General features: G+C 33.8%; 13 protein-coding genes. 11 read left to right on the forward strand and 2 right to left on the reverse strand.

Annotated elements, in window-relative coordinates; genetic code table 11:
* The first annotated feature begins 328 nt into the window (after positions 1–328).
* The 4 genes from PZ898_RS18580 (at position 329) to abc-f (ending at position 5,432) form a co-directional block, all read left to right on the forward strand.
* The gene (locus tag PZ898_RS18580; protein ID WP_091101976.1) at positions 329–1,276 is read left to right on the forward strand and encodes a phosphotransferase; all 948 of its coding nucleotides are present in this window, start codon (positions 329–331) and stop codon (positions 1,274–1,276) included.
* A gap of 310 nt (positions 1,277–1,586) precedes the next feature.
* Positions 1,587–2,357, forward strand: a complete 771-nt coding sequence (gene lnu(H) / locus PZ898_RS18585; protein WP_064964663.1) for a lincosamide nucleotidyltransferase Lnu(H) — start codon at positions 1,587–1,589, stop codon at positions 2,355–2,357.
* Between the two features lie 351 nt (positions 2,358–2,708).
* On the forward strand, positions 2,709–3,479 hold the full coding sequence (gene lnu(H) / locus PZ898_RS18590) for a lincosamide nucleotidyltransferase Lnu(H) (protein WP_064964663.1): 771 nt from the start codon (positions 2,709–2,711) through the stop codon (positions 3,477–3,479).
* A 357-nt stretch (positions 3,480–3,836) separates the two neighbouring features.
* Positions 3,837–5,432 carry a ribosomal protection-like ABC-F family protein gene (abc-f, locus tag PZ898_RS18595; RefSeq protein WP_090410526.1) on the forward strand — a complete coding sequence of 532 codons (1,596 nt, stop codon included), beginning with the start codon at positions 3,837–3,839 and terminating at the stop codon, positions 5,430–5,432.
* Positions 5,433–5,624: 192 nt separating this feature from the next.
* On the opposite strand, the gene ere(D) is transcribed toward abc-f, so the two are convergent.
* Complete coding sequence (ere(D), locus tag PZ898_RS18600) at positions 5,625–6,851, reverse strand: EreD family erythromycin esterase (protein WP_277693921.1); 1,227 nt, start codon at positions 6,849–6,851, stop codon at positions 5,625–5,627.
* A gap of 372 nt (positions 6,852–7,223) precedes the next feature.
* Between ere(D) and PZ898_RS18605 the strand changes: the two genes are divergently transcribed.
* Positions 7,224–8,087: an AadS family aminoglycoside 6-adenylyltransferase gene (locus PZ898_RS18605; protein ID WP_010257826.1), complete on the forward strand. Its 864-nt coding sequence runs from the start codon at positions 7,224–7,226 to the stop codon at positions 8,085–8,087.
* Between the two features lie 144 nt (positions 8,088–8,231).
* On the opposite strand, the gene PZ898_RS18610 is transcribed toward PZ898_RS18605, so the two are convergent.
* A complete protein-coding gene (locus tag PZ898_RS18610; protein ID WP_277693922.1) occupies positions 8,232–8,495 on the reverse strand; it encodes a hypothetical protein in 264 nt (87 codons plus the stop codon).
* 151 nt (positions 8,496–8,646) lie between these two features.
* Between PZ898_RS18610 and PZ898_RS18615 the strand changes: the two genes are divergently transcribed.
* The 6 genes from PZ898_RS18615 to sul2 all read left to right on the forward strand — a co-directional run bounded on the left by PZ898_RS18615 (position 8,647) and on the right by sul2 (position 14,482).
* Positions 8,647–8,943 (forward strand): hypothetical protein, encoded by a 297-nt coding sequence (locus tag PZ898_RS18615; RefSeq protein ID WP_277693923.1) that lies wholly within the window; start codon positions 8,647–8,649, stop codon positions 8,941–8,943.
* A gap of 236 nt (positions 8,944–9,179) precedes the next feature.
* Positions 9,180–10,028 carry a DUF5694 domain-containing protein gene (locus PZ898_RS18620; RefSeq protein ID WP_277693924.1) on the forward strand — a complete coding sequence of 283 codons (849 nt, stop codon included), beginning with the start codon at positions 9,180–9,182 and terminating at the stop codon, positions 10,026–10,028.
* Positions 10,029–10,373: 345 nt separating this feature from the next.
* Positions 10,374–12,089, forward strand: coding sequence for a S41 family peptidase (locus PZ898_RS18625; RefSeq protein ID WP_277693925.1), 1,716 nt, complete (start codon positions 10,374–10,376; stop codon positions 12,087–12,089).
* Between the two features lie 212 nt (positions 12,090–12,301).
* Complete coding sequence (locus PZ898_RS18630; protein ID WP_059137248.1) at positions 12,302–12,667, forward strand: hypothetical protein; 366 nt, start codon at positions 12,302–12,304, stop codon at positions 12,665–12,667.
* A gap of 19 nt (positions 12,668–12,686) precedes the next feature.
* Entirely contained in the window at positions 12,687–13,595 is a 909-nt protein-coding gene (locus PZ898_RS18635; RefSeq protein ID WP_005807145.1) for an IS1595-like element ISBbi1 family transposase, read from the forward strand.
* 71 nt (positions 13,596–13,666) lie between these two features.
* Complete coding sequence (sul2, locus tag PZ898_RS18640; protein ID WP_001043260.1) at positions 13,667–14,482, forward strand: sulfonamide-resistant dihydropteroate synthase Sul2; 816 nt, start codon at positions 13,667–13,669, stop codon at positions 14,480–14,482.

Here is a 14,482-nt window from a genome sequence, read left to right on the forward strand (position 1 = left end):
AAGGAAACGAAGAATAATACTAAACTATTCTCTTCCTATACGTTGCGTAAAGTAAATATGCTAATCTGATAATTTCATCTGACAAAGATACAAAAAAACTACACATAACATCGCATTGGCAAAATGGCGGGTTAAGTACAAAATTCAACTTTTGTGCTTTTTATTCCGCCGAATGTGTTCCACATTCAGCTTTTTTTTAATAATTTAGCTTCTGTGGAAACACATCGGCTACGTTACTGCTAAATTGAACTTTCGGTTCAATTTATCCGCCACTTCGCCAATGCGTTTCCCGTTACCTGCAAGCTGAAAACAAAAATCCGTTTAAGAGATGAATGAACTATTGATAAAAATTTTACAAGAAAAATATCTTATTAATACGAACTATGTTTCTAAACAGCGAGGTGGTTGGGCTTCTTTAGCTTATAAAGTTGAGAGCGAAAACGGAAAGTTTTACTTTTTAAAAGTTTACGATAAAAGCAGAAAATCCACATCTTATTTAACTGAACACATAGATATTTATCTTCCAATAGTGAATTGGATTGAGAATCAAACGTCACTTAACGGAAAAATAATTCGATTAGTTAAAACTCAATTCGGAAATTTAAAGTGCGAAGATGAAAATTATCTCTACATTTTGTTTGATTACATTGATGGAGAAACAGTTGGGGAACAGAATTTGACAGAAGAACAAGTCATACAATTAGCCGAAATTGTTAGCCAACTACATAATTTAAAAAATTTTCCTTTTGATGTTGAACAGATTTCTGAAACATTTGAGCTTTCGTTCATCTCTAAATTATTGGATTGGACGGAAAGAAAATTTGATGATTTAAAAGCTGATATCCAGGAGGTTTTAAAACCCAATATTTTAACTATTAAAAATCAAGTGAATGAATGGAATAACTTGTCCGAATTTTTAAAAGGACAAAGTTTGAATAATTGTTTATGTCATACAGACATTCATCATTGGAATATAATCACTGACAAACAGCAATTGTATCTTTTGGATTGGGAAGGAATAAAGTTTGCACCACCCGAGGCAGATATATTCAGTATTTACGAACAACCTTATTTCAATTCGTTTATGAAGAAATATTATGAACTCAATCCCAATTATCAAATAAACGACAATACATTACGCTATTATCAGATAAGCAGAAAACTTCAAGATATTTTTGAATTCATTGAACAACTACAATTTGATAAACTTAATTTGGAAGAATATGAAACCAATTTGAATTATTTAAGGGAAGAAGTTGATAAAATAGCAACCTAAAAATATATACATTTCAAAAAGCCAGCCAGCAGGTAACAAGGGTTTTGCAAGAGAGCGGGTTAAGTGCTTCGTATGAAACTTTTTGCTAAATTTGTAGTTCGGTTCTTCGATTGAGCGTTTGTGCATAAAATCCGCTCCCTCGCAAAGCCCCGACCCGTTGGCGGTAATTTTACCAAACAGAATGTTGAACATAAAAAAGTATAATCCGATGAAGCTATAAGTAACTGTCCAAAATAAACAACGTAAAACTTTTTCATTGCTTTCAAAAAGTAGTGAAAATTTCTATTATCAACATTTAAAAATTAGAAAAATGACACAGTTACAAATGATTGACAAAACAAAATATATAGCTCAACAAGACGAAAATGTTTCCGCCGTTTTTATGTATGGTTCATTTACCAAAAACGAAGGAGACAAATATTCTGACATCGAATTTTACATCTTCTTGAAAAATAAAGAAAATTTCTCGACAGAAAAATGGGTAAATCAAATTCATCCTTTGGCTTTATATTTTACAAACGAATATGGAAGTGAAGTTGCTATTTTCGAGAATATGGTCAGAGGAGAATTCCATTTTTTAAAAACGGAGGAAATTGAAATTATCAAATCTTGGGACGGAATTGTTGAATTTAGCGATTTTGACCAAATGAACCTAACCGACAAAGATGGACTTTTAACGAAAACGCTTAATCAAATCAAAACGAAATCGCCCGAAAGAATAACAAATGAAAATATTTTGTGGTTAAGCCAATCATTACTGAATGTTGTACTGACAACAAGCAACTTGATTAAACGAGAAGAATTTGCTCACGCTCATCACAGTTTATCAAATGTGCAGAAATACTTGCTTTGGCTTATAAGAGCAAGAACAAGCAAAACGCAACATTGGGAAAGTCCGACTAAAAGTCTCGAAAAGGACATTGACACGATTTGGTATTCAGAGTATAAAAAAGTAACATCAGATTTAAATCCCAAAAACATCGTTTTGGCTTTTGAGAACTCATTAAATTTATCGGAAAAACTATTTGATGAACTAAATATTGAACCCAAACTGAAAGAAATCCTACACAAAATAAGATAAAAAAACTACCGCCAACATCGGTTTTGCAAAAGAGCGGGTTAAGTGGTTAATTCAAGGTTTGTGCATTTAATCCGCAAAACCATTTTTTATTTGCTTTTAAAATGTAAATTAGCAAATAGAAAAAATGGTTTTGCTTAAGTTAGTTCAAAATTGAAAGTTTAGTCTTTCTAATCCGCTCCTTCGCAAAGCCGTCAAACGTTGGCGGTAATTTTACCAAACAGAATGTTGAACATAAAAAAGTATAATCCGATGAAGCTATAAGTAACTGTCCAAAATAAACAACGTAAAACTTTTTCATTGCTTTCAAAAAGTAGTGAAAATTTCTATTATCAACATTTAAAAATTAGAAAAATGACACAGTTACAAATGATTGACAAAACAAAATATATAGCTCAACAAGACGAAAATGTTTCCGCCGTTTTTATGTATGGTTCATTTACCAAAAACGAAGGAGACAAATATTCTGACATCGAATTTTACATCTTCTTGAAAAATAAAGAAAATTTCTCGACAGAAAAATGGGTAAATCAAATTCATCCTTTGGCTTTATATTTTACAAACGAATATGGAAGTGAAGTTGCTATTTTCGAGAATATGGTCAGAGGAGAATTCCATTTTTTAAAAACGGAGGAAATTGAAATTATCAAATCTTGGGACGGAATTGTTGAATTTAGCGATTTTGACCAAATGAACCTAACCGACAAAGATGGACTTTTAACGAAAACGCTTAATCAAATCAAAACGAAATCGCCCGAAAGAATAACAAATGAAAATATTTTGTGGTTAAGCCAATCATTACTGAATGTTGTACTGACAACAAGCAACTTGATTAAACGAGAAGAATTTGCTCACGCTCATCACAGTTTATCAAATGTGCAGAAATACTTGCTTTGGCTTATAAGAGCAAGAACAAGCAAAACGCAACATTGGGAAAGTCCGACTAAAAGTCTCGAAAAGGACATTGACACGATTTGGTATTCAGAGTATAAAAAAGTAACATCAGATTTAAATCCCAAAAACATCGTTTTGGCTTTTGAGAACTCATTAAATTTATCGGAAAAACTATTTGATGAACTAAATATTGAACCCAAACTGAAAGAAATCCTACACAAAATAAGATAAAAAAACTACCGCCAACATCGGTTTTGCAAAAGAGCGGGTTAAGTGGTTAATTCAAGGTTTGTGCATTTAATCCGCAAAACCATTTTTTATTTGCTTTTAAAATGTAAATTAGCAAATAGAAAAAATGGTTTTGCTTAAGTTAGTTCAAAATTGAAAGTTTAGTCTTTCTAATCCGCTCCTTCGCAAAGCCGTCAAACGTTATCGGCAATACGAAATAAAGTAGTTCAGAAAAAATATTATATTTGCAACATAAATAAAAAGTAAGCAGAAAATGTAAAAATTAATTTCTTAGACAATCTAACAATCAGCTCAAAAAATTGGGCTCCCACTTTTGTTAAACTCAAAAAGAAATTAATTATGCTTACGATTCAAAATTTATCCTATTCACATCCCAATAAAAATACGCTGTTTACTAATTTAAGTATGACAGTAAACCATTCCGATAAAATTGCATTAATTGGCAATAATGGTGTTGGAAAATCTACTTTACTCAAACTTATAGCCAAGGAATTAGAACCTGATGACGGACAAATTTCCTCCGAAACCAAACCCTATTATATTCCTCAAATTTTCGGTCAGTTTAATGATTTGACAATTGCCCAAGCCTTACAAGTTGAAACCAAACTCAATGCTTTACACGAAATTTTAAACGGAAGTGTAGATGAAAAGAATTATAGCCTTTTAAATGACGATTGGACGATAGAAGAAAAATGTCAAGAAGCCCTAAGCTATTGGGATATTTCTGATTTATCACTATCTCAAAAATTAAGCGAATTAAGTGGAGGACAAAAAACAAAAGTCTTTCTCGCAGGTATATTTATTCATCAACCATCATTTGTTTTATTAGATGAACCCAGTAATCATCTTGACAAATCCAGTAGAGACTTACTATACGATTTTATTCAAACCTCAAGAGCAACTTTTATAATCGTTAGCCACGACCGAGAGTTACTTCAGTTATTAAATCCTATTTGTGAGCTCAACAGAAATGAAATTAAAGTTTATGGCGGAAACTATGAATTTTATAAAGAGCAAAAAGAAATTGAACAAAACGCCTTAAGTCAAGATATTCAGAGCAAAGAAAAAGCACTTAGAAAGGCGAAAGAAAAGGAGCGAAAAACAATTGAACGACAACAAAAATTAGATGTTCGAGCAAAAAAGAATTTAGGAAAAGCTGGACTTCCCAAGATAGTATCAGATGCTTGGAAGAATAATGCTGAAAGAAGCTCAGCAAAAATTGCCGGAGTTCATTCAGATAAAATTAATGGTATAAAAGAAGAACTTCAAGATTTGAGGCTTTCCGTTTCTGATATAGAACAAATGAAATTTGAATTTGATTCTTCCAATCTTCATAAAGGTAAAAATCTGTTTATAGCAGAAAATATCAATTTCGCATATAGAACAGGAGGTTTATTATGGGAGAAACCTCTAAACATTCAAATTGTCAGCGGTGAACGAATTGCTATCAACGGAAAAAATGGAACAGGAAAAACCACACTTATCCAAATAATACTCGGAAAACTTAAACCAACGGAAGGAAAAATATTTATTGCTGAAAGTCATTCTGTTTATATTGACCAAGATTATTCTTTAATCAATAATCATTTACAGATTTATGAACAAGCTCAAGAATTTAATCAAACCGGCCTTCAGGAACACGAAGTAAAAATCAGATTAGACCGTTTTTTATTTTCAAAAGATGATTGGGATAAGCCTTGTCATACATTGAGTGGCGGAGAAAGAATGCGGTTAATGTTGTGTTGTTTAAACATTGCTAATCAATCTCCCGACATTATTATCTTAGATGAACCTACCAATAATTTAGACCTTCAAAACATCGAAATTTTAACCAATGCAATCAATGAATATGAAGGAACTTTAATTGTAATTTCCCACGATAAAACGTTCTTACAAGAAATAAATATTGAACGAACTATTGAATTAATGAAGTAAAGCCGATAACATCGGTTTTGCAAGAGAGCGGGTTATTGTTTCCGTTCAAAGATTTTCGTTATATTTAAAGTTCCGTCTTCGCTTGGAAGTCTTATGCTAAAATCCGCTCCCTCGCAAAGCCGCGGTTATGTGAAAGAATAAAACGGCACCTCCAAAAAGAAAGTGCCGTTTCGAAATTAAATTTATAAATTCTCAATCCACTACTTCTGAAACAGTTGATTTTTCTATTAGAAAAATTCCGTCAAAAGCTTCTTCTATTTCAGTTTTTAGGCACATCGAATCAAATCGAATCTTATTACAATTTTTTAATTCCGTACTTCTGTTCATTAGTAAACAGCATTCTTTTCCTCCAAATTCTTGCATAATAAATTCAACAGAATCCGACTCTGGAAAATCAAGTGGAAATTTATCAACCCTAAAGCCAAATTGATAATCATTATCAGGATACAATGCCGCAGTTTCTCCACGTAGATTAGTTATTGCAAATGCTTTATATTTTTCTCCAAAAGTCATCGAAAGTCTTTGCCCCATTGGATAACAACTAATAAATCCATCAAAATCTACCGGAGTTTTTTGAATGTGAGCATTGTGGGCAACCAAAATAATCTTTTTACCAAGTGAATTTTTCAAAAACCAATCAATGCTTTCTGCCATATACTGGTCTTTTGCTCCCATATCTCCTTCAATTCCCCTTTCAGTAATGAAACTTTCCATAGCATCAGCATTATAATTCATATAAATCAAGCCTTTAACTTGATGAACTATCGATTGAAATTCTAAACTTTCTAATTTTGGTTGAAGAGTAATCAAACGAATGTAAACTTTTAATAGCAATGCTTTTAATTCATTATGTTCAGCTTCATCAAAAAGCGATAAATTTAACGCAAGCTGAGAAGTCGAATAGAAATCAAATTTCTCAGCAAGATTTAAAATCTTCTGTAAGACATCAGAAGAAACGATTGAAAGTCTTTGCAAATAATCAGATACAATACGAAAGTTTGGAAAATAAGAACCTCCATTTTTAGGAATATCCACACTTAAAAAGGTAATTTGATTATTATTGTCTTGATTATACCGACGAAGCCATAGCAAAGTATCTTTAAACTCATTTGGATAATAAAAGTGTGACAGTAACTTATCCAAATCGTCGAATGGAATTTGTGATTTTATCCACTTATCAACTTCTAATCCTTCAGAAAAACCAAACTCAAATGCCAAGGTGTCAAAATCACATTCAGTTACTAAAAACTCAATAACTTGATGCCTGAATGTAAAAAACTCTTTTATGAAATGTGAGTTTTCGCCTAAACCAACAATTGTAGAAGAATCAAAATATTCTCGAAATCGAAAAAGACTTTGTTTTATGGATGTATTATTTTCCGAATTAAACGGAAAAGTTAAGGGTTTTATATTTTTCATTATTACCTTATTTTAAATTAAAAATTAACGTACCAAATAGCAACCGTCTCAAAAAGACGATTTAATAATTTACTTTAATTTTTAATTACCAAGGCTTGCTGAAATACATAAAATGTGAATTATTTGAATACAAAGATACTAAAAATTCCTTCACATAACATCGCATTGGCAAAATGGCAGGTTAAGTGCTAAATTGAAAGTTTCTGCATTTTATTCCGCCGAATGTGTTCCACATTCGCTTTTTATTTGTAAGTTAGCTCTGTGGAAACACATCGGCTACGTTCTCGCTAAATTGAACTTTTTGTCCAATTTATCCGCCACTTCGCCAATGCGTTTCCCGTTGTACGACATAGTAAAACCGAACCAAACAAAATGAAAGTCAGAGAAGAAAAGTTAAGAACAATTATAGAATGGTCGGAGAAAAACGAAGATGTAAGAGTTCTTCTTCTGACAAGTTCACTTGTAAATCCTTTAGCACTTGTTGACGAATTTAGTGATTTAGACATTGAATTTGTTTTTGAGGATAATACAAATTACATTTCAGACAAAAGCTGGACGCTTAAATTCGGAAATCCAATTGCTATGATTGAAGAAGACGAAAGTTGTTTTAACCATAAACACGCAATGAAAATGCTACTTTATGAAGACGGTGTGAAAGTAGATTTTAAACTTTACAGCAAATCAAAATTTATAAAGGAAACGCAAGAGAAAGAATTACCAGAAGATTGGGATATTGGTTATAAAATTTTAATTGATAAAGATGGTATTACAAAGCAAATGCTGAAACCAACTTATCAAATTTCCATTATCAAAAAACCGTCTGAAAAAGAGTTTCAAAATCTAATAAACGATTTTTGGTGGGACACAACTTACGTGGCAAAGTGTCTTGTGAGAGATGAAATATTCTATGCGAAATTTATGTCGGAAACCGTTATTCGCACAGAATATTTAATTCCTTTAATTGAATGGCACATTGCAAGTGAACACAATTGGAACATAACGACCAATAAATATGGACGACTTTTCAAAAAGTATCTTAACCAGGAAATGTGGGCTAAAACAGAACAAACATTTTCAGGGAGCAATATAAAGGAAAATTGGACTGCTCTATTTTCAATGACTGATTTAGTTTCAGAAATAGGAACTGAATTGTCAAAAAAATTAGAGTACAAATACCCGGATAAATTAGAAAATGACATACGAAAATATTTAGCTGGACTAAAACCCAAAACATAACTACGTCGTACAACATCGTATTGGCAATAGGCGGGCTGAACGGCTTCGTATCAACGGAAGTGCAAAATTCAATTTCTGTTCTTCGATTAAAGTTCAGTGCTAAAAATCCCGCCCATCGCCAATACGCGGCACGTTAGGTGCAAGTTAGCGCAACCCATTAACCTTAGTGCTTGTAATTGAAACTACACTTTCTTCGTTTGAAGATAAAATATCAACTCTATCCCAATCTCTTACCATTAAAGCAAATCCTTCTGTTTTTGGCTTGATGAACTTTTTATCTTCCAACCACTTCATAATTCCTTTACGTTTCAATTTGATGTTGAAACAAACCTCGCAAGATGAATAACCTGCACCTAACAAAGTATTTCCGCTATGGCTCTGAATGTTATTTGTTTCACTATTTTTCATAATATTTAGATTTGTAATTATTTGTAGTTTTTGTTTTAGTTGTCGCCACAGCAGAAATACTCTGCCGTTGTGCGACATTATGAAAAACAAAACGTTTATAAATATTAGTTATTAATTTAATTAATAATTTTTGGGATTATAGTAAATAAATATGAACGAAAACTACATTCAATACGCTGGAGGTTATAACAAAGACAATATTGATTTTACCGATATTGAAAAAGCAATTATTGAAATTCAAGAAACCGATGACGAACACGGAGCTTTTTGGGTTTCTGTAATAACTGACGATGAAAATGTTATTGAAACTGACAAAGAGTTAAATTTAGCAATTGTATTTGACGGAAATCAGTCAAATTATAAAGCTAAAGATTGGTTAGAAGTAAAAGAATTCTACAAACTACTTTTAGCTGAAAATTTTGACGAAATAAAACAAAAAATAAAATAACGATCGCACAACATCGTATTGGCGAAATGGCGGTTTAAGGGAAATATAGAAAGTGTGTGCATTTTTAGTCGCAACAGCTTTTTATATTTCCTTTTTTCATAAATTTAGAAAATAATAAAAAGCTGTTGCTTAGCTTAGTGCAAAATTGAAAGTTTAGGCTTTCATATCCGCCACTATCGCCAATACGCGGCCCGTTAACTGCAACCCGAGAAAAACGCACCGAACAAAAATCACAAATGAAATTAAAACTAATAATCTTCTATCTTTTCGCTCTTATTACTTCTGCTTCAAAAGCACAAATAAATCCTGACAGCATTTTAATAAAAAACCAAAAATTGCCAAAAATTCTACTTGTTGGAACTTTTCATTTTGCGTATTTCGACCAAGACCAATATAAAACGGAAGAACTTAACAGAGTAAATATCTTATCCGAGGAACGACAAAAAGAAGTTTTAGAACTTGTAGAGTATATCGCTAAATTTAAACCAAATAAAATTTTTGTAGAAGATTTTAATAAGGACAATGTTCTTATGGAAAACTATAAAAATTATCAAAAAGGAAAATACAAACTAACTGCGGACGAAATTGACCAAATTGCATTCCGACTATCCGACAAGTTTCGATTAGATACAATTTATGCAGTTGACTCAAGAACAATTGCTCACGACCTTTTTGAAAACGACAGCACAAAAAATTATATCAAATCTTTAAAGAAAAATGTAACTAATGAAAAAATATCGCCTACTCTTACAAAATATCACAAATGGTATGAATTAGACGACAAGTATTTATTAGAAAATTCATTATTGGATTATTTTAAGCTATTAAACTCTGAAAAGTACCAACAAAGAGGATTTTATAGTATGTTTTTAACTTCATTTAAAAGTGAAAACATAGAAGGTGCAGATGACTTAACTTTAGATTTAGTAAGCAGAAATATCCGTATTTTGCATAAAATAACCCAAAATATAACTCCTGAAGAAGATAGAATATTGATACTTTTTGGTTCATCTCATACCGAATTTTTCAAAGTATTTTTTGAAACTTCACCCGAATATGAACTAATCAATTTTAATGAACTTTGAAAAACGGGCAGCAGTTAACAAGGGTTTTGCAAAATGGCGGGGTTAAGTCTAAATTGAAAGTTTCTGCATTTTAATCCGCAAAAGCCAATTTTATTGGCTTTTTTTCATAAATTAGCCATTAGAAATTGGCTTTTGCTACGTTCCGTCTAAATCGAAACTTTCGTCTTCGATTTTCCGCCACTTCGCAAAGCCCCGAAACGTTAGCAGAAATGTTAAAAAAAGACACCGCCAAAAATTAACACTCATAAATAAATTTTGGCAAACATTTAAAACAACTCTTTAAGATTTTTCTAATTTTTTATTTTTTATTTTTTATTTGCAAATGGTAATCAGAAAATAATTTTTATGAAATCAAAAATCCTACTATCTTTTATTTTATTATCCAATCTTTTTTTTGCTCAAGCAAAAGAAGAAATTGAAAAACTTAAAGATTTTACAAAAATCTATTCTGTTATTCGCCATTTCCATCCAAGTGATGAATCTGCAAAAATGAAATGGGACCTCTTCGCTACTTATGGTGTCGAAGAAATTTTAAAAACTAAAAATCAAAAAGAGTTTCAAAAAAAAATAGAAGAACTGTTTCTTCCAATTGCACCATCCATCACATTTGGAGAAAATGAATATCAATGGAAAGGTTCAGAAGAAAAACCTATCTATTGGTGCAATTTGGGACTTGCAAGTGGTTCTAAAAGTGAAACTTATAAAAGATTTCGTAAAAACTTAGACGAATCCAACATAAAAATCAAGGATTTACCTATTCCTGAAAAGTTTTATAAACTGAAACTATCTAATAATTTTGTTGTAAATATTCCTTTAATCGTTTATGAAATAAATGGAAAAACAATTCCAGAAGGAAACATAGAAAAGTATAATGAACTAAATCCCAGTTCTTTCGATAAAAATACTGCTATTGCAAATTTTATAATTATGTGGTCTGGTCTACGACATTTTTTTCCGTACCAAGACGAAATGAAAATAGATTGGGATAAAATACTGGATGAAGGTCTAAAAGCAACCTTTAAAAATAAATCAGAAGAAGAAAATATGTTTACCTTGAGAAAAATCTCTCACTATTTTAATGATGGACATATGTGGATTACTTATCCAAAATATTCACAAATTAATTCGTTTTCCCCTGGAATAAAAACTAAATTTATCAAAAATACAAACCAATTAGTAATTACCAATATTTTAGGAGGCATTCCGAATTTAAAAAAAGGAAATATTATTACCAAAATAAATGGACAAGATACCAAAACGGTTATTGACAGTATTAAACAATATTGGTCTGGTTCAGACCAATACAATATAAATAATACAATACTCCGTGAATTATTTAAAGGAAAGGAAAACACTAAACTTTCCATTAACTTGGAAGATGGAAAATTAATTACGCTACAAAGAAATTATAAAATTTACCAAAACATAGAATTTTTCAATCAAGATAATTCTTTTGAGATGAAAGAATTAGATAAAGAAATTCTTTATCTAAACTTACAAAACCTTACAACAGAAAACGTAGAATCCAATATTGACTATCTAAAATCATTTAAAAAAATAGTATTAGATTTAAGAGGATATCCAAAAAAAGGAAAAGGTGGAGCAAATTCAATGATAAGAAATTTCTTTTGGGATAGAAATAACGTGAAGTTTATGGCGTATCCGAAGATTGAAAATCCTTTTTTTGAAAATGCTACTTTTACTGAATTTTTTGGGTGGAATCATAAAAAAAAGTACGAATTGAATGCTAAAATCGTCTTATTAATGTATGAAGGAAACGGAAGTTATCAAGAATCAATTCCACAATATCTAAAGGGAAATAATTTTGTCACAACGATGGGTAGAAGAACTGGTGGTGTAAATGGAAATATAAATTATGTGAATCTTCTCAATGGAATGACCTACTCATTTACAGGAATGAAAGTTAGAAATCCAGATGGAAGTCAATTTCATTCAATAGGAATAGATCCCGATATTATCATTGAAGAGAATATTGAAGACATAAAAAACGGAAAGGATACATTTATAGAAAAAGCAATTGAATATCTAAATAAAGAATAACACTTCTGCTAACATTGTATTGGCAAAATGCGGGGTTCAGTTTTTAGTTGAACTTTTCGTCATTTTTAGTCGCAAAAAAACTTTTCGTTTTCCAATTTTTTTGTAAGTTTGAAAAACGAAAAAGTTTTTTGCTTCGTGCAGTTTACGTTGTTCATTTTCAGCTTCTTTTACCCGCACTTCGCCAATACTTTTCCCGTTAGCAGAAATGTCAAATGAAAGTACTGCATAAAACACTTTTCTTAATTATTATCTTGTTTGCAATTAGAATTTTTGCAAGTCCACAAATTCCGGATTATATCATTTATAAAGGTGACACTATACCAACGTATAATTTAATTTTAGAACAATTTTTACAAAAGAAAAATCCAAATGAAGAAAAACTTTTTGGGTTAAGTTTCAGAAGCTCTGAAAATATTGGGGTTTCAACAAATTGTTGGAGAGGATATCAAGCGATATACGAAATAATAGACAATAAACTTTATTTAACAAATATTATTTCTTGTGGTGAATTATACGAAAAATCCAAAATAAATTTATCTGATTCTCCGCAAACACACCTAATATTTTTAGTATATTAGCGCTCAAAAAGCAGGGATTATGAACATATTCAGTTTTACGGCTCATTTCGGTTCGGAGGAAGATTGTCGTTTGCATTTCAAGGAGCAGCGTGATAAGGAAGGGGTTGTCTGCAAGCGATGCGGGGGCACTTCCCATTATTGGTTACAGGGTAAATGGAGTTATGAATGCAAAGGTTGCCGTTTCCGCACCTCGTTGCGCAGCGGTACGATCATGGAGAGCTCCAAGCTGCCGTTTCTGGTGTGGTACAAAACGATGTTCCTGATGAGTTGCACAAAAAAGGGATTCTCCACCAACGAACTCCAGAAGCAATTAGGATTGAAGCGTTACGAACCGGTATGGGCGATGGTACACAAACTCCGCAGGGCGATGGGCAACCGGGATGCAAGGTATACACTGGAAGGGATGATAGAACTGGATGAGGGTTACTTTTCGGTGGCCAGTAAGGAAATCGAGCGAGGCAAGGGTACACGTGGCCGGGGAGCCGAGGGAAAGCAGAACGTTGCGGTGATGGCCGAAAGCACCCCGTTGGAAGATATCGAAACGGGCAAAAAGGAGAAGCATGTGCGTTATTTCAAGGCCAGGGTACTGGATAGCCATCAAAGTGAAGGAATCAACGGCGTGGTCAGGGACTGCATGGAGGATGATGCCATCGTATTTTCGGACAAAAGCACTTCTTACGTTGACATCTCCGATCTGGTGGAATTGCACGTCACCGAGAAATCAGACGCCAAAACCACCAAGGAAACACTCAAATGGGTGCATATCGCAATCAGTAATGCAAAACGGACATTGCTGGGCAACTACCATAAAATCAAAAGGAAATACTTACAGTTGTATCTCAACGAGTTTATTTACAAATTAAACAGACGGTATTTTGGAGACAAACTCTTTGACAGACTAGTAATTGCGAATATAACAGGTGCATAAACGGATAATCAGAATCTTTAAACATCCTAATTAACTACCTGCGGATTTTAGGTATTATTATAGAAGCCCCCATGAATAAATCGCTCATCATTTTCGGCATCGTCAACATAACCTCGGACAGTTTCTCCGATGGAGGCCGGTATCTGGCGCCAGACGCAGCCATTGCGCAGGCGCGTAAGCTGATGGCCGAGGGGGCAGATGTGATCGACCTCGGTCCGGCATCCAGCAATCCCGACGCCGCGCCTGTTTCGTCCGACACAGAAATCGCGCGTATCGCGCCGGTGCTGGACGCGCTCAAGGCAGATGGCATTCCCGTCTCGCTCGACAGTTATCAACCCGCGACGCAAGCCTATGCCTTGTCGCGTGGTGTGGCCTATCTCAATGATATTCGCGGTTTTCCAGACGCTGCGTTCTATCCGCAATTGGCGAAATCATCTGCCAAACTCGTCGTTATGCATTCGGTGCAAGACGGGCAGGCAGATCGGCGCGAGGCACCCGCTGGCGACATCATGGATCACATTGCGGCGTTCTTTGACGCGCGCATCGCGGCGCTGACGGGTGCCGGTATCAAACGCAACCGCCTTGTCCTTGATCCCGGCATGGGGTTTTTTCTGGGGGCTGCTCCCGAAACCTCGCTCTCGGTGCTGGCGCGGTTCGATGAATTGCGGCTGCGCTTCGATTTGCCGGTGCTTCTGTCTGTTTCGCGCAAATCCTTTCTGCGCGCGCTCACAGGCCGTGGTCCGGGGGATGTCGGGGCCGCGACACTCGCTGCAGAGCTTGCCGCCGCCGCAGGTGGAGCTGACTTCATCCGCACACACGAGCCGCGCCCCTTGCGCGACGGGCTGGCGGTATTGGCGGCGCTGAAAGAAACCGCAAGAATTCGTTAA

The sequence above is a fragment of the Chryseobacterium sp. WX genome (genome assembly GCF_029542485.1).
Classification (GTDB): domain Bacteria; phylum Bacteroidota; class Bacteroidia; order Flavobacteriales; family Weeksellaceae; genus Chryseobacterium; species Chryseobacterium cucumeris.

What these genes read in the sequence shown, in the direction of transcription:
- PZ898_RS18580 (WP_091101976.1), top strand. Translation starts at nt 329, where the DNA reads ATGAATGAACTATTGATAAAAATTTTACAAGAAAAATATCTTATTAAT.
- PZ898_RS18610 (WP_277693922.1), bottom strand. Translation starts at nt 8,495, where the DNA reads ATGAAAAATAGTGAAACAAATAACATTCAGAGCCATAGCGGAAATACT.
- abc-f (WP_090410526.1), top strand. Translation starts at nt 3,837, where the DNA reads ATGCTTACGATTCAAAATTTATCCTATTCACATCCCAATAAAAATACG.
- PZ898_RS18615 (WP_277693923.1), top strand. Translation starts at nt 8,647, where the DNA reads ATGAACGAAAACTACATTCAATACGCTGGAGGTTATAACAAAGACAAT.
- sul2 (WP_001043260.1), top strand. Translation starts at nt 13,667, where the DNA reads ATGAATAAATCGCTCATCATTTTCGGCATCGTCAACATAACCTCGGAC.
- PZ898_RS18620 (WP_277693924.1), top strand. Translation starts at nt 9,180, where the DNA reads ATGAAATTAAAACTAATAATCTTCTATCTTTTCGCTCTTATTACTTCT.
- PZ898_RS18605 (WP_010257826.1), top strand. Translation starts at nt 7,224, where the DNA reads ATGAAAGTCAGAGAAGAAAAGTTAAGAACAATTATAGAATGGTCGGAG.
- PZ898_RS18630 (WP_059137248.1), top strand. Translation starts at nt 12,302, where the DNA reads ATGAAAGTACTGCATAAAACACTTTTCTTAATTATTATCTTGTTTGCA.
- PZ898_RS18635 (WP_005807145.1), top strand. Translation starts at nt 12,687, where the DNA reads ATGAACATATTCAGTTTTACGGCTCATTTCGGTTCGGAGGAAGATTGT.
- PZ898_RS18625 (WP_277693925.1), top strand. Translation starts at nt 10,374, where the DNA reads ATGAAATCAAAAATCCTACTATCTTTTATTTTATTATCCAATCTTTTT.